20 protein-coding genes and 3 tRNA genes are annotated in these 19,383 nt (G+C 62.7%); 7 read left to right on the forward strand and 16 right to left on the reverse strand.

Annotation, left to right across the window (positions count from 1 at the left end):
• The 6 genes from AOBCEHNH_RS08095 to AOBCEHNH_RS00030 form a co-directional block, all read right to left on the reverse strand.
• A partial coding sequence (locus tag AOBCEHNH_RS08095; RefSeq protein WP_152062691.1) for an IS630 transposase-related protein occupies window positions 1-149 on the reverse strand: 149 nt, incomplete at its 3' end.
• A gap of 61 nt (window positions 150-210) precedes the next feature.
• Complete coding sequence (locus tag AOBCEHNH_RS00010; RefSeq protein ID WP_006723789.1) at window positions 211-762, reverse strand: transcription repressor NadR; 552 nt, start codon at window positions 760-762, stop codon at window positions 211-213.
• 99 nt (window positions 763-861) lie between these two features.
• Window positions 862-1,713 carry a carboxylating nicotinate-nucleotide diphosphorylase gene (gene nadC / locus AOBCEHNH_RS00015; protein ID WP_118272146.1) on the reverse strand — a complete coding sequence of 284 codons (852 nt, stop codon included), beginning with the start codon at window positions 1,711-1,713 and terminating at the stop codon, window positions 862-864.
• Window positions 1,714-1,722: 9 nt separating this feature from the next.
• Window positions 1,723-3,138: an L-aspartate oxidase gene (locus AOBCEHNH_RS00020; RefSeq protein WP_152062692.1), complete on the reverse strand. Its 1,416-nt coding sequence runs from the start codon at window positions 3,136-3,138 to the stop codon at window positions 1,723-1,725.
• An 83-nt stretch (window positions 3,139-3,221) separates the two neighbouring features.
• On the reverse strand, window positions 3,222-4,193 hold the full coding sequence (gene nadA, locus AOBCEHNH_RS00025) for a quinolinate synthase NadA (protein WP_152062693.1): 972 nt from the start codon (window positions 4,191-4,193) through the stop codon (window positions 3,222-3,224).
• A 119-nt stretch (window positions 4,194-4,312) separates the two neighbouring features.
• A complete protein-coding gene (locus AOBCEHNH_RS00030; protein ID WP_152062694.1) occupies window positions 4,313-4,900 on the reverse strand; it encodes a hypothetical protein in 588 nt (195 codons plus the stop codon).
• A gap of 173 nt (window positions 4,901-5,073) precedes the next feature.
• Between AOBCEHNH_RS00030 and trxA the strand changes: the two genes are divergently transcribed.
• The 4 genes from trxA (at window position 5,074) to AOBCEHNH_RS00050 (ending at window position 7,388) form a co-directional block, all read left to right on the forward strand.
• On the forward strand, window positions 5,074-5,394 hold the full coding sequence (gene trxA, locus AOBCEHNH_RS00035) for a thioredoxin (RefSeq protein WP_006723794.1): 321 nt from the start codon (window positions 5,074-5,076) through the stop codon (window positions 5,392-5,394).
• A 261-nt stretch (window positions 5,395-5,655) separates the two neighbouring features.
• Complete coding sequence (locus AOBCEHNH_RS00040) at window positions 5,656-6,564, forward strand: peptidoglycan-binding domain-containing protein (RefSeq protein WP_193221120.1); 909 nt, start codon at window positions 5,656-5,658, stop codon at window positions 6,562-6,564.
• Between the two features lie 43 nt (window positions 6,565-6,607).
• Window positions 6,608-6,681 (forward strand) — tRNA-Gln (locus AOBCEHNH_RS00045).
• A 53-nt stretch (window positions 6,682-6,734) separates the two neighbouring features.
• Window positions 6,735-7,388 (forward strand): HAD family hydrolase, encoded by a 654-nt coding sequence (locus tag AOBCEHNH_RS00050; RefSeq protein ID WP_152062695.1) that lies wholly within the window; start codon window positions 6,735-6,737, stop codon window positions 7,386-7,388.
• A 410-nt stretch (window positions 7,389-7,798) separates the two neighbouring features.
• Here AOBCEHNH_RS00050 and AOBCEHNH_RS00055 read toward each other — a convergent pair whose 3' ends face one another.
• The 4 genes from AOBCEHNH_RS00055 to AOBCEHNH_RS00070 all read right to left on the reverse strand — a co-directional run bounded on the left by AOBCEHNH_RS00055 (window position 7,799) and on the right by AOBCEHNH_RS00070 (window position 11,321).
• Window positions 7,799-8,359 (reverse strand): hypothetical protein, encoded by a 561-nt coding sequence (locus AOBCEHNH_RS00055; RefSeq protein WP_152062696.1) that lies wholly within the window; start codon window positions 8,357-8,359, stop codon window positions 7,799-7,801.
• 181 nt (window positions 8,360-8,540) lie between these two features.
• Entirely contained in the window at window positions 8,541-9,224 is a 684-nt protein-coding gene (gene pyrE, locus AOBCEHNH_RS00060; protein WP_152062697.1) for an orotate phosphoribosyltransferase, read from the reverse strand.
• Between the two features lie 189 nt (window positions 9,225-9,413).
• Complete coding sequence (locus tag AOBCEHNH_RS00065; protein WP_152062698.1) at window positions 9,414-10,454, reverse strand: branched-chain amino acid aminotransferase; 1,041 nt, start codon at window positions 10,452-10,454, stop codon at window positions 9,414-9,416.
• Window positions 10,455-10,670: 216 nt separating this feature from the next.
• On the reverse strand, window positions 10,671-11,321 hold the full coding sequence (locus AOBCEHNH_RS00070) for a DedA family protein (RefSeq protein ID WP_152062699.1): 651 nt from the start codon (window positions 11,319-11,321) through the stop codon (window positions 10,671-10,673).
• 274 nt (window positions 11,322-11,595) lie between these two features.
• Here AOBCEHNH_RS00070 and cysE point away from each other — a divergent pair, with 274 nt between their 5' ends.
• Entirely contained in the window at window positions 11,596-12,300 is a 705-nt protein-coding gene (cysE, locus tag AOBCEHNH_RS00075; RefSeq protein ID WP_152062700.1) for a serine O-acetyltransferase, read from the forward strand.
• Between the two features lie 72 nt (window positions 12,301-12,372).
• Here cysE and AOBCEHNH_RS00080 read toward each other — a convergent pair whose 3' ends face one another.
• From AOBCEHNH_RS00080 to hypB, 3 genes are all read right to left on the reverse strand, one after another.
• Complete coding sequence (locus AOBCEHNH_RS00080; RefSeq protein WP_152062701.1) at window positions 12,373-12,744, reverse strand: hydrogenase maturation nickel metallochaperone HypA; 372 nt, start codon at window positions 12,742-12,744, stop codon at window positions 12,373-12,375.
• Window positions 12,745-12,831: 87 nt separating this feature from the next.
• Window positions 12,832-15,618 (reverse strand): FAD-dependent oxidoreductase, encoded by a 2,787-nt coding sequence (locus tag AOBCEHNH_RS00085; RefSeq protein WP_193221121.1) that lies wholly within the window; start codon window positions 15,616-15,618, stop codon window positions 12,832-12,834.
• A 64-nt stretch (window positions 15,619-15,682) separates the two neighbouring features.
• A complete protein-coding gene (hypB, locus tag AOBCEHNH_RS00090) occupies window positions 15,683-16,372 on the reverse strand; it encodes a hydrogenase nickel incorporation protein HypB (RefSeq protein WP_152062702.1) in 690 nt (229 codons plus the stop codon).
• A gap of 189 nt (window positions 16,373-16,561) precedes the next feature.
• On the opposite strand from hypB, the gene AOBCEHNH_RS00095 reads away from it, so the two are divergent.
• On the forward strand, window positions 16,562-17,194 hold the full coding sequence (locus AOBCEHNH_RS00095) for a TetR/AcrR family transcriptional regulator (RefSeq protein ID WP_152062741.1): 633 nt from the start codon (window positions 16,562-16,564) through the stop codon (window positions 17,192-17,194).
• 122 nt (window positions 17,195-17,316) lie between these two features.
• Window positions 17,317-18,291: a DUF5692 family protein gene (locus tag AOBCEHNH_RS00100; RefSeq protein ID WP_152062703.1), complete on the forward strand. Its 975-nt coding sequence runs from the start codon at window positions 17,317-17,319 to the stop codon at window positions 18,289-18,291.
• Window positions 18,292-18,461: 170 nt separating this feature from the next.
• Here AOBCEHNH_RS00100 and AOBCEHNH_RS00105 read toward each other — a convergent pair.
• From AOBCEHNH_RS00105 to AOBCEHNH_RS00115, 3 genes are all read right to left on the reverse strand, one after another.
• Window positions 18,462-18,538: transfer RNA gene (locus tag AOBCEHNH_RS00105), tRNA-Arg, on the reverse strand.
• A 139-nt stretch (window positions 18,539-18,677) separates the two neighbouring features.
• Window positions 18,678-18,754: transfer RNA gene (locus AOBCEHNH_RS00110), tRNA-Arg, on the reverse strand.
• A gap of 93 nt (window positions 18,755-18,847) precedes the next feature.
• Complete coding sequence (locus AOBCEHNH_RS00115; RefSeq protein ID WP_226803155.1) at window positions 18,848-19,195, reverse strand: hypothetical protein; 348 nt, start codon at window positions 19,193-19,195, stop codon at window positions 18,848-18,850.
• Window positions 19,196-19,383 lie beyond the last annotated feature (188 nt).

Genomic DNA, 19,383 nt, shown 5'->3' on the forward strand with positions numbered 1-19,383 from the left:
CTGTTGGCCCTGAGGTTGCCGTCGCGGAGGCGCCTCCATCTGGCAGCGCTCTCGTGGCCGACGCCGAAGCGTCGCTCGGCCTCGCGGACGGAATGGCCCGAATCCAGATAATCGAGCACCTCGTTGACAAGCTCTTGCGGATACGCCATCTCTTCCTCCTAGAGAACTATTTCTCCAGGTTCAGGGGCGCACCCCCGAGCACGCGGTGGACTACTGAAAATCGTCCTCATAGGGCATGAGCTCGGCGAGGTAACCGCGCGCGGCAAGGGCGGCTTCGATGCGGTCGAGTGCCTCCTCGCTCTCGGCCGCGATGCGATGAAAGTGATACCCGCTTGTCACAGTCATGAGCGGCGTGGACTTGCCCGTGCGGATATCGTCGAGATACCGCGCGGTCCCGCTGCGGCTGCGGATGTCGAGATCCGCGGTGATCTTGCCATACGCGCGATGATTGACCATCACGCTTTGAACCGTACCGCCCAGATCGACGATGGTGTTGAGCTCATCCTCAAGCTGCTCGACCGTATGGCGCACCTTGACCAGGCGCGTGGGGATATCCGCATCCGAAGAACCCTCACGCAGCACATAGCCGCGGTTGGTCGCCACGATATCATGCCCGTCGGCGCGCAGCAGGGCGATATCCTGCACAATCACCTGGCGGCTCACACCCGCGGCGTCGGCCAGGGCCGTCCCGCTCACAGGCCGCTCGGCCCCGCGCAGGCTCTGCAGGATCGCGTTCCTGCGCTCATGTCCCATCAACGGCATCCGCCGCACCTCCCATCCGTATCTGGCAAGCCCATCTCGTCCGCGTGCGAGGGGCGCCGGACCAAGCCGCACGCGGCCCCTCTCCACCAAAGACGCCGGCTACACCATGCGCAGATGCTTGAGGGACAGGTCGAGAATGGGCGCCGAATGCGTGAGGGCGCCGGACGAGATGAAGTCGACTCCCAGGTCGGCGAGGGCGCGGATGTTGCCCGCGTCCACATTGCCCGAGGCCTCCACCTTGGCCCGGCCGTCGATGAGCGCAACCGCCTCGGCCATCTGCTCGTGCGTCATATTGTCAAGCATGATGATATCGGCTCCGGCTTCGAGCGCCTCGCGCACCATGTCCAGGTCCTCGCACTCGACCTCGACCGTGCAGACGAACGGCGCGTGCGCGCGGGCGCCCGCCACCGCAGCGGCGATACCGCCTGCAGCGTCGATATGATTGTCCTTGAGCATGACCGCTTGGGAGAGGTTGTAGCGGTGATTGGCACCGCCGCCCGCCTCGACCGCGGCCTTTTCGAAGATGCGCAGGCATGGCGTGGTCTTGCGCGTGTCGACGAGCCTGGTCTTCGTCCCCTCCAGGGCTGCGGCCATACGGCGTGTGTACGTCGCGATGCCGCTCATGCGCTGCAGGAAATTCAAGGCCACGCGCTCGCCCGAGAGCAGGACGCGTGCGTCGCCGCGCACGATGCCCAGCAGCTGACCGGGCTCGACCGCATCGCCGTCGGCGACGCGAGCATCAAAGCTCGTGCGCGGGTCGAGCAGGGTGAAAGCGCGCTCGAACACATCGAGACCCGCGATCACGCCCTCGGCCTTGGCGATGAGCTGCACCTCGGCCTCGCGACGCTCGGGGCAGACGGACTCGGTCGACAGGTCGCCCGCATTCATGTCCTCACGCAGGGCGAAGCGGATGATGTCGTCGGCGACCAAGTTCATGGTGATGGGATTCATGCGAGCCTCCTATATAAGAGTGTCGATGTTCAGCTCGAACGACGGAAGACCGGGGAACAGGTCGCACGGTGCGCGGTGCACGCCATCGAGAGCCGGGGTACCGGTCTCCTCCACGGGCAGGCTTTCGCCCGTCGCCATCTTCCACGCCGCACGGCGGGCGAACACCAAAGACTCAAGCAGCGAATTGCTCGCCAAACGGTTCTTGCCGTGCACGCCGTTACAGGCGGTCTCCCCCGCCGCGTACAGATGCGGCATGCTCGTAGCCGAATCGCGATCGACGCGCACGCCACCCATGAAGTAATGCTGCGTTGGAACGACCGGAATGGGCTCGGCGAGGATGTCACGCCCCTTTTCCAGGCAATGCGCGTGGATGTTGGCGAAGTGCGCGGTCACGACCTGCGGATCGACCGGGGCGAAGCTCAGCCACTCGTACTCGGTGTCCTCTTTGCGCATCTCATCCTGGATGGCGCGCGCCACCACATCGCGCGGCTGGAGCTCGTCGGTAAAGCGCTCCTGGGCATGATTCAACAAGATCGCGCCCTCGCCGCGACAACTCTCGGACACGAGGAAGGTGCGGCCGGGCTCGGCGGAATACAGACCGGTGGGGTGAATCTGCACGTACTCGAGATGCTCCTGCTTGATGCCGTAAGCGCTGGCAAGGAAGCACGCATCACCCGTGAGCTGGGGGTAATTCGTCGAATGCTGATACACGCCGCCGATGCCGCCTGTGGCGAGCAGGGTATTCCCCGCATGGATGCAGAAGGGTTCACCGCACTCAAGGTCGGCGGGGGCGGCGTCGAGGGACTCGCCCACACCGGCGACGGCGCGCAGCTCCTCGATCGTGGCCGTCGAGGATGCAGCGGTGACGGGAAGTGCCAGCACGCCCGTGCAGGCGGGCGCGCCATCCGCGTCCGCCCCGCCGGCCTCGTGCGCATCGAACAGCAGGTCGACCATGGCGACATGCTCGAGAATCCGCACGTTGGGCAGGCGTTTGACCGCCGCCAGCAGCGCCTCGGTGATCTCCTTGCCCGTCACGTCGGCATGAAACGCGATGCGCGCCCGGGCGTGCGCGCCCTCACGCGTGAAGGCCAGTGAGCCGTCCTCCTCGCGCTCGAACTCCGCACCCAGCGCAATCAGGTCGTTGATGACCGCGCGCGAGGAACGGATCATGATGTCCACGCTCTCGCGGCGGTTCTCGCCGTGCCCGGCGTGGAGCGTGTCCTCAAAGAACGAGTCGTAATCCTCGGCCTCGGGCAGCACGCAGATGCCGCCCTGGGCGAGCATCGAATCGCACTCGTCGAGGGCGCCCTTCGACAGCATCACGATCTTGGCGCTCGCCGGCGCGGTGAGTGCGGCATACAAGCCCGCCACGCCGCATCCGACAATCGCGATATCGCACGTCATGTCCATATGGTTCGCCGCCATCCGCGGCCCCTTTCGTTCCGGCGCCCCACGCAAGGAACGCATCCGGACGGGTACCGCTCATACGGAACCCTGCCGGATGCGTCCTAGCGGGCGGCGTATTCCAGCATACGGTCGAGCGTGCGCTGCGCGGCGCGGGCCGCATCCTCACCAACCGAGATATCCACGGCGCCCGAACCGCTCTCGAGACACGCCACGAGCTTATCGAGCGTGATACCGTCCATATCGGCGCAGGTGGGCGGAGTCTTGGTCACATAGAAGCGCTTGCCCTGACCGGCGCATCGCCGCTCCAGCTCGTAGAGCACGCCATCGACTGTCACGATGATGAACTCGCTCGCCGCACTCGCCTCCGCAAAGCCGATGATATCGGCGGTCGAGCCGATGAACTCGGCCTCCGCCAGAATCGCCTCGGTGCACTCGGGGTGCGCCAGCGTGAGCGCCTCGGGGTGCGCCGACTTGAGCTCGCGCAGCTCGGCAAGGGAAATCGCCTCATGGCGCGGGCAGCATCCGTCGTTCAGGATCACGTGCTTCTCGGGCACCTGCTGCGCGACATGGCGACCAAGGTTCCGATCGGGGATGAACAGGATGTGGTGCTGCGGCAGCTCGCGCACGATCTTGACCGCGTTGGATGAGGTCACGCAGACGTCACTCCAGCTCTTGATCTCCATGGTCGAGTTGACGTAGCAAACCACCGCAAGATCGTCGCCGTACTCGGCACGGGCACCGTCGATCGTCGCCCGGCGCACCATATGGGCCATGGGGCAATCCGCCGCAGGCTCCGGCAAGAGCACGGTCTTATCGCGATTGAGGAGCTTGGCGCTTTCGCCCATGAATTCCACGCCGCACAAGACGATGGTCTGCTGCGGCAAGGTCTTAGCGAGTTTTGCGAGGTAGAACGAATCGCCCACGTAATCGGCGACGGCCTGCACCTCGGGCTCGACATAGTAATGCGCGAGTATCACCGCGTCGCGCTCGGATTTGAGTTCCTCGATGCGCTCGCGCGTCTCGGCGGGCACCGCCGCCGCGCGCTCCAGGGCCCCGCCCCTCGTCTGTGCCATGCGGTCCTCCCGACATTCGCAGGTTCGTTGAGGGAAGTATGACACTGGGGGCTTCCACTGACAAGACAGCTGACAAGACACCTACGGAATCAGCGAATTGCAGCAGCGCGGGAGCCCATTTAGTACGGCGCCCCCAGCGGTGGCATCTGCTTGAGATACGCCCACATACGCTGCTTTTCCGCCGGCTGGGACAGCGCGGCCTCAAAACCATCGAGCGCGAGCACGCGGCGGCCAAGAACCGGCGCAATGAGCCCGGGCTTAAGCATGGCGGTATCGAAGTCTTCGATGATCGCGAGGGCGTCGGCATAGGTCTCGCGCAAAAGATCGGCGGCCGCATCGTCCAACAGGATGACCGCCTCGGGATCGAGCGCCTCAAGCGCCTCGCGGAACAGGTCGACGGGCAGCGGCTCACCCGCCGTCAGACCGCCCGCCACGGCCTCGTCGCCCGAGCCGGCAACCGCAGCCAGCACGCAAAGATCCTGCGGCTCCCAACCGATGGCGCCGAGCGCCGCACGCAGGGCCGTGCCGTCCGCGCCCGAAAGCAGAGGATCGCCCGAACGCTCGGCATCGTTGAGCTCGCCCTTGACAAGCACGACCGGAGAAAACGCGTTGCCCGCCATGCGGACCCCACGCGCTTCGAGCCCCTTGAGCTCCTGCTCGGCTGCAGCCGCCAGCGCCTCCTTGCGCTCCTGTGTGGTGATGGCCATCCGTCGAACACCCGCCCCTACGATCGTACCCCGGCCCGCGAGCCAGGCGAAAAGAATCACACCGAATCATTCTACTCCCGGTGTAACGGGCGCGCAGGCATGGGTATAACGTCCTCGATTCAAAAGACCTCCGTCGGCAGGCGCCGGCGGAAACGCGTATATAGGAGGAATCCATGTCCAACGTCACCGAGGTGAATGCCACCAACTTCGACTCCATGCTCGCAGGCGAGCTGCCCGTCCTCGTCGATTTTTGGGCCCCGTGGTGCGGCCCGTGCCGCATGCTCTCCCCCGTTGTGGATGAGCTGGCCGGCGAGCTCGAGGGCAAGGTCACCGTCGTCAAGTGCAACGTCGACGAGAACCAGGACCTGGCCATGCGCTTCGGCGTCATGTCCATCCCCACCGTCGTCCTGCTGAAGGGCGGCGCCGAAGCCATGCGCTCCGTGGGCGCCGTTCCCAAGCCCAAGCTCAAGGCCGACATCGAGGCCAACCTGTAAGGATCGCCGCCGCGCATGACGCGCATCTGAACCGCAGCCCCCTCAACGACCGCGCTCCCCTCATCGGCGCGGTCGTTTTTTTGTACAAAGCCATTCGCCGCAACAAAACGAAAGACCCTGCTGTACTTTATGCGGAGCCGTCGGCACTCTTGGTAGACTGTATGATGTATGCCGCGCGAAGGCACTCGTTCTCCCGCGCGCATGAAGACGCGCCGTGCGGCCTGTAAGTCCGCAGCGTGCGCCAGGTTGTAAGGGGATCTCATGGAACCCATTTCGCAGGGAATGCAAGGGCCTGCCGTCGAGGACGTGCAGACGCGCCTTTCCTCGCTTGGATATATGATCGACGCCGCCGAGATGACGGCGAAGGAGTTCGGCGCAACCACGGCTGCGGCCGTTCGCGCGTTTCGTGCCCAGCAGGGACTGGATACGGGCGAGGATGTGGACGGCACGTGCTGGAGCGCGCTGGTGGACGAGTCTTATAAGCTCGGCGATCGCACGCTGTACCTGCGCCTGCCCAACTTCCACGGCGCCGATGTCCGCGCCCTGCAGCGCGCCCTCAACACGCTCGGCTTTGCCTGCGGCGTGGACGACGGCTACTTCGGCCCGCATACCGAGGCCGCTTTGCAGCAGTTCCAGGAGAACGTGGGGCTGTTCGCCGATGGCATGGCGTTCCAGGACACCTTCAACTACGTGAACCGTCTGCACCATGTGTGGGAGGGCAAGCCCTCTGTAATCGATGTCGAGGCCGAGGCCCGCATGGGGTTCGCCCGCGCCGCGAGCGTGCTCGAAAGCTGGAGCATCGCCATCGGCGGTGAGGACGCAATCGCCCGCAACGTCGCCTCGCGCGTGTGGAATATCGCAACCGCCACGACCGATGGCAGCGGCATCGTGCTGTATGACGACGTCGCGCCCGAGGATGTGGACCTGACGGTCGAGATCGCCTCCGATGCGCTGCCCGACGACGCCGAGCCGCGCGCCACGATCACCCTGGCCGAGTGCAACAACCTCTCACTGCGCATCAAGACGGCGGTCGCCGCGGCAGCCACCCGTCCGATCAAGCTCCGCATCGAGCTCACGGGCATCACCGGCTACGGCACGTTCACTTCAAGTGATGCGCAAACTCTGGCCGTTCGCCTTCTCGACGGCCTGTGTGATGCACTGAGCGACTAGGTACGCTACACTAGAGCGGCGCGCTTGCGCGCCCACACCCATTTGGGGCATCGTCCAGCGGCAGGACCCTGGTTTTTGGTACCAGTTACGGGGGTTCGAATCCCTCTGCCCCAGCCATGATAGACAGGCCCGGTCACGTATGTGGCCGGGCTTTTTCGAAGGGGCTGTCCATGACCTACACCCACGTGATATTCGACCTTGACGGCACGTTGCTCAATACCCTTGAGGACCTCACCATCGCCGGCAACCATGTATGCGAATCCCGCGGATGGCCAACCTACACGGCGGACCAATTCCGCTACAAAGTCGGCAACGGGCAGATCAAGCTCATCGAGCGCCTTATTCCCGCCGAATTCATGGGGAACGGCCGCATTTTTGAGCAGGCACTCGCCGACTTCCGCGCCTTCTACGCCGAGCACAAGGAGGACCACACGGCCCCCTACCCCGGCATCCTCGAGCTTTTGGACGAACTTCGCGAGCGTGGCGTGACCTGCGCCGTTCTCTCCAATAAAGACCACGCGGCAACGGTCCCACTTGTCGAGCGCTACTTTGGCGACCGCGTGGCCCTGGCACAAGGACGCATCGACGCCTTTCCGCCCAAGCCCGACCCGGCAATCACCGCGCACGTCCTCGAACAGCTCAACGCAGATCCGAAGACCGCCCTATACGTGGGAGACTCCAATGTCGATATCGCCTGCGGACACAACGCGGGCATGCGCTCATGCGGCGTGGCGTGGGGCTTTCGCGGCCGCGCGGAGCTCGAGGGCGCCGGCGCCGATTACGTGATCGACACTCCCGAGGAGCTGCTCGGCATCGTTTTGTAGCGGCCCTCCCGCCGTGCGCCCTTCGGCCCCTCCCGTGCGCGGTTCCAAGGAGCACCGATGGGGGAATATGCATCTTCCAACCGCTTATGGCTCGTATTATTCAGTATGCGAATGCCGTGCATTTCACTCGGTCGACTTTTGGTAATTGGAATCCGAATACATGGGGAACAGCGCACAAGATGGTGCTTAAAATCCCAGTTCGCTTAAACTCCGGATGGGCCGCTCATCGGCAAATCGGCAAACTAATTACCAAAAGTCGATGAATTGATTTCAAGGCGGGACGAACGCCGCAAAAGGCCCCTTCGTCAAAAGCGGAACGATGAAAACAAGGGCCACAGTAAACGGGCGCGCAGAGCCGAAGCCCCACGCGCCCCCATGCGCTCATTCCCGCAGGTATGTCAGTCTACAAGCTACATCATGGCATCGAGAATCTGCTGCTCCGCGCTATCGGTGGCGGACCAAGTGTTCTCATCGTCCTTCTCGTACGTGAACACGCACTCGCTCTCCTCGGGCTCGGCGTTCTTCACAGCCTCCATGAGCATGGCGCCCGCCTCCTCGTACAGGGCCTCCTCGCTCTCCACGGTCTGAGGATCGATCGTGGTCAGATACTCCTGGAACTTGCCGGTGAACTCGGACATGATCGCGGTGAGGGACTTCATCTTGAGCACAACCGTGGCATCGGCGGTGCCGGCCTCCTCGTCAACCGCGACCTCCTTGATCTCGTGGGTAAACCCGTCGAGATAGGCCTTCGCGAACTCCTGGGTATCGATGCCGAGCGTCTCGAACCCGCCATCCGAACTGTCCGTCATGGCGGCGAGCAGTTCCTCGTTATCCGGAGAGACCTCGGAAAACGCCGTCTCGAGATCCTCGCGGATGAGCTCCTCGACCGAAGGACCGCCGCAACCTCCCAGGAATACGGTGCAGGCCACGGCGAGCACCATCAACGGGATCGTCCAAAACCTCTTCTTCATGTCTTTTCCTCCCAACAGCGGAATGCAACCCCGTACGGCACGCACCACCGAGGCGAACGTTGGCCTGATGATACGCGAAGGATTCCATGCAGACGGCAGCGTCTCGGTGAACGGCCGGCGCAAAAAGCGGGCGCCGGCAAACCGCCGACGCCCGCCTCATCAAATCGCTCGGATGTAAACGCTACTCACGCGTGCCGTACTGCTCATAATATGCATCGATGGCGGCCTTGAGCTCATCATCGATCACCACACGACCGGCCACCTCGCGGTTGTACAGGTGCTCGGTCACCTCGGCCATGGACACGATGCTCGCCACGGGGAACCCGTACTTGGCCTCGATTTCCTTCTGCGCGGTGGTGACGCCGCCCTTGCCGACCTCCATGCGGTTGAGGGAGACGATCAGACCCTTGACCTCGACGTTGGCGGCATTCATGAGCTTGGGGTACGTCTCATCGATGGACTTGCCGGACGTGGTCACGTCCTCGACCATCACCACGCGGTCGCCGTCCTTGAGCTCGTAGCCCAGCATGCCTCCCTTGTCGGCGCCGTGATCCTTGACCTCTTTGCGGTCGGAGCAGTAACGGACCTCCTTGCCATACAGCTTGTGCATGGCGATGGCAGTGACCACAGACAGCGGGATGCCCTTGTACGCCGGGCCGAACACGACGTCGAAATCCAGGCCGAAGTTATCGTGAATGGCGCGGGCATAGTACTCACCCAGGCGCATGAGCTGCTCGCCGGTGACGTAGGCGCCGGCATTCATGAAGAACGGGGACTTGCGGCCGCTCTTGAGGGTGAAGTCGCCGAACTTGAGGACGTCGGACTCGACCATGAACTCGATGAACTCCTGCTTGTAAGCCTCCATGAGGCCTCCTTCCATGCGGGCGCGTCCACCGCGCTCACCCATTTGTTTGACCGACTCAAGGGTAGCAGAAAAGCGCCCCTTGCCGCGAACGAGCAAGGGGCGCAAGACGACGAACCGCTTCCACCGCGGCGGCCATTTTGCGCGCCGCCATCAACATGCGCGGGCGAAACCGAATCGCCCCACGTTCTTCTAGCAGATCTTGCAGACCCAGCCGTGCGCATCCTCGATCTGACCGCCCTGAATGCCGGTCAAGGTCTCGCGCAGACGCTTCATGACGGGGCCGGAGGACTCGTGACCGCCCGGGAAGACGACGACCGTATCGTCATCGTGGATCTCGCCCACCGGCGAGATGACGGCCGCAGTACCGCACAGGCCGCACTCGACGAAGGTGCCGGAAGCAACCTCATCCCAGGTAACCGGACGCTCGTCGACGGCGATTCCCAGGTCCTGAGCCACCTGCACGAGCGAACGGCGCGTGATGGAGGGCAGGATCGAGTCCGTATGAGACTTGGGCACCACGAGCGTACCGTCCTTGGCGACGAACAGCACGTTGGCACCGCCGGTCTCCTCGACATAGGTGCGGGACTCGGAGTCGAGATACAGGTTCTCGGCATAACCCGCGGCATGCGCCTCCATGCCCGCCTTGAGGCTCATGGCGTAGTTGAGGCCAGCCTTGATGTTGCCGGTACCATGCGGGGCAGCGCGATCGTACTTGGAAACGCACAGCTTGACGGTGGTGTCGCCACCCTTGAAGTACGGACCCACGGGCGTCACGAGGATACGGAACTGGTACTCGTCGGCAGGCTTCACGCCGATGACGTCGCCCGTGGCGATCATGAGCGGGCGGACGTAGAGCGTCGCACCGGAACCGAACGGGGGCACCCACGCAGCGTTGGCCTCAACGACCTGCTTGACCGCCTCGACGAAGCGGTCCTGCGGGAAGGCGGGCATGACCAGGCGCTCGGTGGAATCGGCCATGCGCTGGGCGTTCAGGTCGGGACGGAAGCACACGATGGACCCATCGGCGGTGGCATAGGCCTTGAGCCCCTCGAAGACCTCCTGGCAATAATGGAAAATGCCCGCGCACTCCGACAGCGTGATGCTGTGATCGGTAGTCAGGGCGCCCTCATCCCATGCGCCATCCTTGTAGTTGGACACATAGCTATAGTCGGTCTTGCGATAGCTGAAATCGAGGTTTCCCCAGTCCAGGTCCTTCTTCTCAACGGTCATGGTGAACTCCTCACTCGATGCGGGCACCCTCGCCGAAGGCGCCCTCTCAACATAAAGGCCCGTCCGACGGAAGGCCTCTGCATACTACAAGAATGCCGGGCACATGGCCCGGCATTGGCATGTTCGCTTGATTGTACTCCGTCGCGATGGAGTGGCGGCAGAATTAATCGGCAGGAAACGGTTCGCGCGCCGATGCGCCCCGGCGCGACAGAGGCGCTACTTGCCCTCGGCCTCGCGGCGCCTCTGCTCGGCACGCGCCGGCAGGATGCGGAACTTGACCCACCATGCCACAACGCCCACGGCGACGACAATGATGACGACCTTCACCACGTCGGACACCCACTCGGCCTGAGCGGTGATCTGCTCCCAGGCACCGCCGGCCCAAAAGCCCAGCGTGCATAGAATGGCATTCCACGCGAGCGAACCCACGAGGGTGTAGAGGGCGAAGCGCACCATGTTCATCTTGGCAGTGCCGGCGGGGATGGAGATGAGGCTGCGCACCACGGGGATGCAGCGGCAGATGAGCACCGTGATCTGGCCCTTGCGGTCGAACCAGCCGATAGCCTTGGCCACATCGTCGGAATGGAAGCCCAGCATACGCATAGGCTTGGTGTCGAAGAACCCCTCAAGACGCTCCTGGGAGAGCAGACGGCCGATGCCGTAGAGGAAATACGCGCCAACAACCGAGCCGACCGTCGCGGCGATGATGACACCGGGGAGGGTCATCTCGGTCTGCGTGGCGAGAAAGCCCGACAGCGGCAGGATGAGCTCGCTGGGGATAGGCGGGAACACGTTCTCGAAAAGGATGAGCGCGGCGACCGCAAGATAGCCGAACTGGCTGATGAAGCCGAAAAATGCCTCCTGCATGGGATGCCTTTCTGATCATGCTGCAAACGCAAGTGTCACCATGATACCGAGCAGACGTAAAGACGAGGTAATGTCCGCAGTCTTTCCAAAACCTCTCGGCGCGGGCGAGCGCGGGGCACACGGGGCGCGCGGGGGCGTGTCGGGGCACACGGGGCGGGCGCGCCCGCCGATGTTAATCCTACCGATTCTCTCGACATTAGCGAAACGGGCGCGTACACTTGCAGCTCACTATGGGAGTCGCGCCGTAACCGCGTACACGCACCAAAGGAGGGACATGGGAGCCATCGCCACCGTCCGCGAGGACATCGCCGCCGTCAAGGCAAACGACCCAGCGGCCCAAAGTTCACTCGTGATCTTCCTGTCCTATCCGGGACTGCACGCCAAATGGATGCATACGCCGGAGCACTGGCTGTGGAACCATGGCATGCACGGGCTCGCACGCGTTCTCTCGCAAATCACCCGTTTTTTCACCGGCGTCGAAATCCACCCCGCCGCGAGAATCGGGCGGCGCCTGTTCATCGACCACGCCATGGGGGTCGTGATCGGCGAGACCACCGTGGTGGGCGATGACTGCGTGCTCTACCAGGGTGTCACACTCGGCGGCACGGGCAACGAATGCGGCAAGCGCCATCCCACCCTGGGCAACAACGTCACCGTTGGAACGGGCGCCAAGGTGCTCGGCAACATCCATATCGGGGACAACGTGCGCATCGGCGGAAACTCGGTCGTCGTGAAGGACGTACCGAGTGACAGCACCGTGGTGGGCATCCCGGGGCGCGTGGTGCGCCGTAACGGGTGCCGCGTCCTCGCCGAGTCCTTTGACGCGACCCACCACCGTGAGACCATGCCCGACCCCGTCGAGGAGGCCTCGATCATGAACCGCGAGGGCATCGCCGACAACGCCCGCCGCATCGCCGAGCTCGAACAGCACGTCGCCGAGCTCAGCGCCTTGGTCGAAAGGCTCACGGGAACCGAGTAATCACACCCCTGCTCAACAAGAAACCCCATCGGGCCGTTTCGCCCGATGGGGTTTCCTGCACGTCCATCGCTCCTACCGCGCGGCCTCGGACCTCTCCTCATCCGGCGTGGCGATCTCCTTGATAGTCGTCTCGTCTCCTTGGATCAGATACGTTCTCTCGCTCCCGCAGTGCGGGCAGATGCGACCGTGCTCGACCGTGCCATAGGTGCTGTCGCACGCTTCGCAGTATGTGACTGCGGGAACTTCCTCGACCACCAGCTCGGCCCCGCGCATGAGGTCGTTCTTGGCGCACGCCCAATCCCAACAATCGGTCAGATAGCTCGGGATGACACCCGAGACCTCCCCGAGCTCGAGCGTCACCGAGGAGACACGGCGCAAGTTGTTCTCCCGTGCCACGCCCTCGACGCTGCGGATGATGTGGAAAACGATGCCCAGTTCGTGCATGCGAAAACTCCCCCATTGAGATCTCGATCGAGGGACGGTCCCCCGATCGAGGTCTTGCGGCCGCCTTATCCGAAACGCCGCTATCGGCTATTTCTTCCCAAAGCGAATCTTGATCTCGCGCTTGAGCGCGTACTTCGCGAGGCTCGGGACCTTCTTCTCGTACTTCACCATGTTGGAGCACTCGGGATGCTCGCGATGCAGGTGAATCGCATCGAACGCGCACTTAGTGGTGCACAGACCGCAGCCGATGCACTTGTTCTCATCCACGACGCTCGCGCCGCAGCCCAGGCAGCGGGCGGTCTCGGCGCGCACCTGCTCCTCGGTGAACGTCTTCACGTACTCGCGGAACGGCTCTGCCTTCTCACGCTCGTAGTCGTGCACCGCGTCGCCGCGGCTCGCCGTATCGTAGCTGCCAAAGTCGACGTCATCCTTGTTCAGCGCGCGGTAAGAGCGCGGGTTGCGCCCGATGGTGAGCGTCGCATCCTGCACGAAGCGATGAATGGACACCGCGGCCTCGTGGCCGGCGGCGATGGCGTCGATGGCGAACTTGGGGCCGGTGTAGACGTCGCCGCCCACGAAGATGTCGGGCTGTGCGGTCTGATACGTCTTGGGATCGGCGACGGCGCCCTGGCCGCGACCGAGCTCGACCGCCTCCCCCTCGAGCAGGTCGCCCCAGACGATCGACTGACCGATGGAGAACACGACGCGATCGGCAGCGACGGTTCGCAGTTCGTTCTCGTCATACTGCGGGTCGAAGCGCCCCTCGTCGTTGAACACGCGCAGGCAGCGCTTGAAAACGACCTCGCTCACGCGACCATTCTCGCCCGTGCGAACCTCGACCGGGCCCCAGCCACAGGAGATGTGCACGCCGTCCTCATTGGCCTCGACAACTTCCTCGGTGCTGGCCGGCATGTCCTCGGAGCTCTCCAGGCAGAACATCTCCACGTGCTCGGAACCCAGGCGCGCTGCGGTGCGGGCCACATCGATGGCCACGTTGCCGCCGCCCACCACGATGGTGCGACCGCACATCGGCTCGGCCTTGCCACCGTCGTCTTGCTGCTCGGCTACGCCACGCAGGAAATCAACGGCGACGGACACGCCCTCGGCGCCCTCGCCCGGGATGCCGGGCAGGCGGCCGCCCTGGCAGCCAATCGCCACATAAAACGCCTTGAACCCCTGCTCGCGCAGCTCATCGAGGGTGACGTCGCAACCCACCTCGACGCCCAGACGGATGTCGACGCCCATCTCGCGGATGATATCGATCTCGGCTTCGATCACGTCTTTCTCGAGCTTATAGCTGGGGATGCCGTAGGTGAGCATGCCGCCGGGGCGCGCGTTCTTCTCGAAGATGACCGGCTTGTAGCCCTTCTCTGCCAGGTAGAACGCGCAGGAAAGGCCCGCGGGACCGGCGCCGATTACCGCGATCTTGTCGTCGAAGCCCCCAGTGCGCGTGGGCGCCACCACCTCGGGGACGTAGCGATGCTCGGCTGCGAGGTCCTGCTCGGCGATGAACTTCTTCACCTCGTCGATGGCAACCGCCGAATCGATGCGCCCTCGCGTGCAGGCGTCCTCACAACGGCGGTTGCAGATGCGGCCGCAAATCGCCGGCAGCGGATTCTCGCGCTTGATGAGGGCGAGCGCGTCGCGATAACGCCCCTGCGCCGCGAGCTTGAGGTACCCCTGCACCGCGATGTGAGCCGGGCACGCGGTCTTGCACGGGGCTGTTCCCGTGTCATAGGTCTCGATGCGGTTCTTGTTCCGATAATCGGGGCTCCACTTCTCCGGGCCCCACTTCACGGTGTCGGGCAGTTCCTGCTTGGGATACTCCGGCACCTCCCCCGTGCTCGCGGCGCACAGCTTCTGGCCGAGCTTTACCGCGCCCGCGGGACACACCTCGACGCATCGGCCGCAGGCCACGCACTTGTCGGTCTCGGTGCGCGCCACATATGCGGAGCGGGAGAGGTTGGGCGTGTTGAACAGCTGCGAGGTGCGCAGCGCATAGCACACGTTCACGTTGCAGTTGCAGATGGCGAAGATCTTGTCCTCGCCGTCGATGTTGGTGATCTGATGCACAAAGCCGTTGGCCTCGGCCTGGCGCAGGGTCTCGTAAACCTCCTCGCGCGTGATGTAGTGGCCGCGATCGGTCTCCACCACGTAGTCGGCCATGTCACCCACCGCGATACACCAGTCGTTCGGGTCGTCACCGCAACCCTCGCCCAACTTCGCGCGGCTCATACGGCAACTGCACGGGCTCGCTGCGTACTTGCCCTCGTACTTGTCGAGCCAATGCTCGATGTGCTCGATAGAGACGGAGCGGTCCTCCATCTGGATCGCCTGCTCGACCGGGATGACGTGCATGCCGATTCCCGCGCCTCCGGGCGGCACCATCGGCGTGGCCCTGGCAAGGGCCCCCTTGGAGGCCTGCTCAAAAAACTTCGCCACAGCAGGATGCTCGTCGATCTGGGACTGGCGCATGTTGAGGAACTCGGCCGAACCGGGCACGAGCATGGGCAGCACCCATTGCTTCGTGCGGGTGGGGTTTTCCCAGTTGTACTCGAGCAGACCGATGTAGCTCATCTCATCGAGCAGCTTCTCGAGCGGCTCGGCCTCCAGCCCGGTGGCCTTGACCGCATCGCCAAGCGTGTAGGGTCGGCGCATCTTCATCTTAAGCAGAACGTCGGCCATCTCGTCGGTCGTCACCTCGGCGAACGCCCAGTACTCAAAAGGCTTGAGCTCCTTGCGCCCCAACAGGCGGTTTGTGCAGTGCTCGCACAGCGCCACGATTTTGGGACGCGGGTTCTCGGGAATCGGCGGGACGAACTCGGAGCCGATATCCGGCTCGGTGAACGAGATGCCAGGGCCGTTGACGATCATGTGGATTCCTTTCCTGGGGTTCGAAGGTGTCTCAATTTAGGGACTGTCCCTAAATTGAGGTTTGCTAGGCCTGCTTCCAGGCGGCGACGCGCTCGCGCAGCCAGTCCGCCCAGACATCGATGCCCTCGCCCGTCTTGGCGCTCATGGGGATGATGGTCGCGTTCGGATTTCGCATGAGGATGTTCTCGCGAACGCGCTCCATGCTGAACGTGTCGAACACGGGCAGAGCGTCGATCTTATTCACAAGCACCACGTCGCAGATGCTGAACATGAGCGGATACTTGAGCGGCTTGTCATCACCCTCGGGCACGGACAGAATCATCGCGTTGGCCGATGCGCCGGTATCGAACTCGGCGGGGCATACGAGATTGCCCACGTTCTCGAGAATGGCCAGGTCCGTACGGCCCGCCTCGTCCTCCTCGCAGAACAGCTCGTTGAGACCCTGCTCGGTCATATAGGCATCTAGGTGGCACATGCCACCGGTGTGCAACTGGATGGCGCGAGCCCCCGTACCCAAGATGGTGCGCGTATCGACGTCGGAATCGATGTCGGCCTCCATCACCGCGATGGACATCTCGTCCTTGAGCGCCGCGATCGTGCGCGAAAGCGTGGTCGTCTTGCCGGAACCCGGACTCGACATCAGATTCAACAGGAAGGTCCCCCGCTCGCGCAACTCCTCTCGCAGCTCATCGGCTTTGCGGTCATTGTCGGCGAACACGCTCTCTTTAACCTCGATCACGCGGACATCGCTCATGGGTCCTCCTCCTATTCCGGAAGCTTCGCTCAACAACCCCTCTGGTCGCCAGCGCACATGCACTCCCCGCAATCGCCTCGCACCGCTCGGCAAAACTTGTTGACACTTCGTCAAATTACATATTGACGTTTTGTCAACAGCGGTCAAGACTGTAATCGGTAAATGAGCGACTTTGACGGAGAGGGCCCCATGGCTTCCGATGCGAACAGACATCACGAACGTTTGACGCACGACGACCGTCGTGACGAGATCCTCGCGGCCGTACGCCAAACCGTGGTCGAAGATGGGCTGAGCCGCCTGTCGATCTCGGCCGTCGCATCGCGCGCGGGATGCACAAGATCGCTGTTCTACCACTACTTCCCCACCAAGGAAGACGCACTGCAGGCCGTTCTCGACCTGAGCATCGATTCGTTTGTCGAGCAACTCACTGCGTGGAACGAATCGCGTGTCAGCGGGGATATCGAGGGGTCTCTGGACTCCGTCGCGCATATGCTCAAGAACATGATCGTGAAAAAGGGCGACGTCATGTCGCAATCGGTCGTCCACAGCGGCAATGCCGCCCTGTATGCCTCGTTCGTCCATCGCGCGGCCGACCGTCTCGCCCGATACATATGCTCGTCGACTGTGGTCGACTTCGCCGCGCATCATGAAGTGCAGATCGACCACCTCTATGAGACGTTCTACGTCCTCATCACCGGACTCATCATGTTTGTGCGCACCCATCCCGATGCGCCGGAGGGCACCATCAAAGACATCATCGCAAGCACCCTGCATATCGAGGGTTACACCGCGAAATATCCGGAGCGCTGCCCCGAGCGGTAGCTCGCCCATTTTCGCATGGGGCCGGACGCATCCAAGGCACCGCCCCGCGCGTTCCTTCATGCCGTAAATTTTGACACTCTGTCAACAGGCCCATAGGGGGCTTTGTATAGAAAGGGGAACCTATGTTGTTCCAGGTGTATGGCGAAAACGCCATGTATCAATGGCTTGGCTGGATCATGGTCTTCGTGAGCCTGATCGCCGCCAACGAAGTCGCACGCCGCTCGAAAACCGGCGGCATCGTGTGTTTCCTCGGCATTCCCGCCGTGCTCACGGTGTACTTCATCTCGATTTATGTGTGCGCCGGCATGGGCATGGAGTGGGCTCTCGACAATCCCACGTATCTGCACATGGGCAGCTGGTTCCACTATGCCAAACTCTACGCCGCGACCGCCGGCTGCATCGGCTTCATGATGCTCAAGTACGGCTGGGGCAAACTCGGCCGCAGCGAGGCTTTCAAGGTGTTCCCCTTTGCCATCGTCGCCATCAACATCCTCATCGCGGTTGCCTCTGATTTCGAGAGCGCCATGCGTGCTTTCGGCACCACCTGGGTGTCCACCGAGGGCGTCGTCCTCATGGGCGGATGGCACAATGTCTTCAACGGCATCGCCGGCCTCATCAACATCTTTTGCATGACCGGCTGGTGGGGCATCTACCGCTCCAAGAAGGGCGACGACATGCTCTGGCCCGATATGACCTGGGTCTACATCCTCGCCTATGACCTGTGGAACTTCTGCTACACCTACAATTGCCTCCCCACGCATGCGTGGTACTGCGGCCTTGCCCTGCTGCTCGCGCCCACCGTCGCCAACTTCTTCTGGAACAAGGGCGGCTGGATTCAGAACCGCGCGAACACCCTTGCTCTGTGGTGCATGTTCGCCCAGGTGTTCCCCATGTTCCAGGATTACAGCGTCTTCTCCGTCAGCTCCGTGAACAACCCGAGCGTCAATCTCGCCGTCTCCCTTATCGCTCTCATCGTGAACGTCGTCGCATTCGCCTACATCATGCACCGTGCCAAGAAGCTCGGCGTGAACCCCTTTAAGCACGAGGTCTTCAAGGGGACCCGCGATTTCGACCAGGCCATGGCTCGCGCTGCATAAGCTGGCACCATCTCCATGCGCCCCTGACCGAGGAACGCGAAACGCCCATCCGGTTCGATCCGGATGGGCGTTTTTACTTCCCGCATTCAAATTCACTCTGCAACGAATTCGTGCTGTAAAGAGCCGCTACAAAAGAAAAGCCCCCGTTTCCGGGGGCTCTCAAATTCGACTGGTGCGGCGTACAGGATTCGAACCTGTGACGTTCTGATTCGTAGTCAGACCCTCTATCCAGCTGAGGTAACGCCGCAACGCGTGGTATATATTGCCATTGCACCCCAGTGGCGTCAACCCACAATTTCAAATTTTTTTCTAGCAGGAGATCAGGGCCAAAAGCCGATGGCTCGGCAAAAGAAAAGCCCCCGTTTCCGGGGGCTCTCAAATTCGACTGGTGCGGCGTACAGGATTCGAACCTGTGACGTTCTGATTCGTAGTCAGACCCTCTATCCAGCTGAGGTAACGCCGCAACGCGTGGTATATATTGCCATCAGTGATGCATAGCGTCAAGGAAAAATTAGCATTTTTTCCAATTATTGTAATCTCGCATCAAGACTGACAACTATCTCACGATCGCAGCCTCCCTGATCTCATACGGGATAGCGAGGCGCTTCATCAGGTCGCATAGGCTTGAGAAGCACTCATAACCCGTGTACTCCAAACGCAATACCGCGGGCAGCTGATGCGCGGCATCCAGATGGAAATAGCCCAAAAGCTCGCCGACGCCCGCCGGATCTATCATCGCCTCGACCGTATGAGGACTCTCCCTGAAGCTCCACTGCGTCAATGGACCTGAACTTTCCTGCACGATACGAAGCGACCCCTCTGACGTAACCGCGCACTCGATCCTCAGGTGCTCCCCCTCCTCCTCGCTCGCGAACAACACCGCACCGCTGTCGAATACATCCATCGCCGTCCCCTTTCTCTCGCCTGTCTCCGTGCAATCAGTATACCCAAAAATAGAACGTATGTTCGTGTATATACTGTCGAGAAACTCGACCGCGCGGGCAATTATGTCCGCACGGCATGATAGGCGCTCCAGGAACGCCATCGCATCTATTGCTCTGGGAGGGATCTCGGTTGCCCCAGGGGGCATCG

The sequence above is a fragment of the Collinsella intestinalis genome, from assembly GCF_902501455.1.
In the GTDB taxonomy this organism is placed as follows: Bacteria; Actinomycetota; Coriobacteriia; order Coriobacteriales; family Coriobacteriaceae; genus Collinsella; species Collinsella intestinalis.

Coding starts and splice junctions, on each gene's coding strand:
- trxA (WP_006723794.1), top strand. CDS start 5,074: ATGTCCAACGTCACCGAGGTGAATGCCACCAACTTCGACTCCATGCTC.
- AOBCEHNH_RS00095 (WP_152062741.1), top strand. CDS start 16,562: ATGGCTTCCGATGCGAACAGACATCACGAACGTTTGACGCACGACGAC.
- AOBCEHNH_RS00100 (WP_152062703.1), top strand. CDS start 17,317: ATGTTGTTCCAGGTGTATGGCGAAAACGCCATGTATCAATGGCTTGGC.
- pyrE (WP_152062697.1), bottom strand. CDS start 9,224: ATGGAGGCTTACAAGCAGGAGTTCATCGAGTTCATGGTCGAGTCCGAC.
- AOBCEHNH_RS00070 (WP_152062699.1), bottom strand. CDS start 11,321: ATGCAGGAGGCATTTTTCGGCTTCATCAGCCAGTTCGGCTATCTTGCG.
- AOBCEHNH_RS00065 (WP_152062698.1), bottom strand. CDS start 10,454: ATGACCGTTGAGAAGAAGGACCTGGACTGGGGAAACCTCGATTTCAGC.
- hypB (WP_152062702.1), bottom strand. CDS start 16,372: ATGAGCGATGTCCGCGTGATCGAGGTTAAAGAGAGCGTGTTCGCCGAC.
- AOBCEHNH_RS00085 (WP_193221121.1), bottom strand. CDS start 15,618: ATGATCGTCAACGGCCCTGGCATCTCGTTCACCGAGCCGGATATCGGC.
- AOBCEHNH_RS00010 (WP_006723789.1), bottom strand. CDS start 762: ATGCCGTTGATGGGACATGAGCGCAGGAACGCGATCCTGCAGAGCCTG.
- AOBCEHNH_RS00080 (WP_152062701.1), bottom strand. CDS start 12,744: ATGCACGAACTGGGCATCGTTTTCCACATCATCCGCAGCGTCGAGGGC.
- nadC (WP_118272146.1), bottom strand. CDS start 1,713: ATGAATCCCATCACCATGAACTTGGTCGCCGACGACATCATCCGCTTC.
- AOBCEHNH_RS00040 (WP_193221120.1), top strand. CDS start 5,656: ATGGAACCCATTTCGCAGGGAATGCAAGGGCCTGCCGTCGAGGACGTG.
- AOBCEHNH_RS00020 (WP_152062692.1), bottom strand. CDS start 3,138: ATGGCGGCGAACCATATGGACATGACGTGCGATATCGCGATTGTCGGA.
- AOBCEHNH_RS00050 (WP_152062695.1), top strand. CDS start 6,735: ATGACCTACACCCACGTGATATTCGACCTTGACGGCACGTTGCTCAAT.
- AOBCEHNH_RS00030 (WP_152062694.1), bottom strand. CDS start 4,900: ATGGCCATCACCACACAGGAGCGCAAGGAGGCGCTGGCGGCTGCAGCC.
- AOBCEHNH_RS00055 (WP_152062696.1), bottom strand. CDS start 8,359: ATGAAGAAGAGGTTTTGGACGATCCCGTTGATGGTGCTCGCCGTGGCC.
- nadA (WP_152062693.1), bottom strand. CDS start 4,193: ATGGCACAGACGAGGGGCGGGGCCCTGGAGCGCGCGGCGGCGGTGCCC.
- cysE (WP_152062700.1), top strand. CDS start 11,596: ATGGGAGCCATCGCCACCGTCCGCGAGGACATCGCCGCCGTCAAGGCA.
- AOBCEHNH_RS00115 (WP_226803155.1), bottom strand. CDS start 19,195: ATGGATGTATTCGACAGCGGTGCGGTGTTGTTCGCGAGCGAGGAGGAG.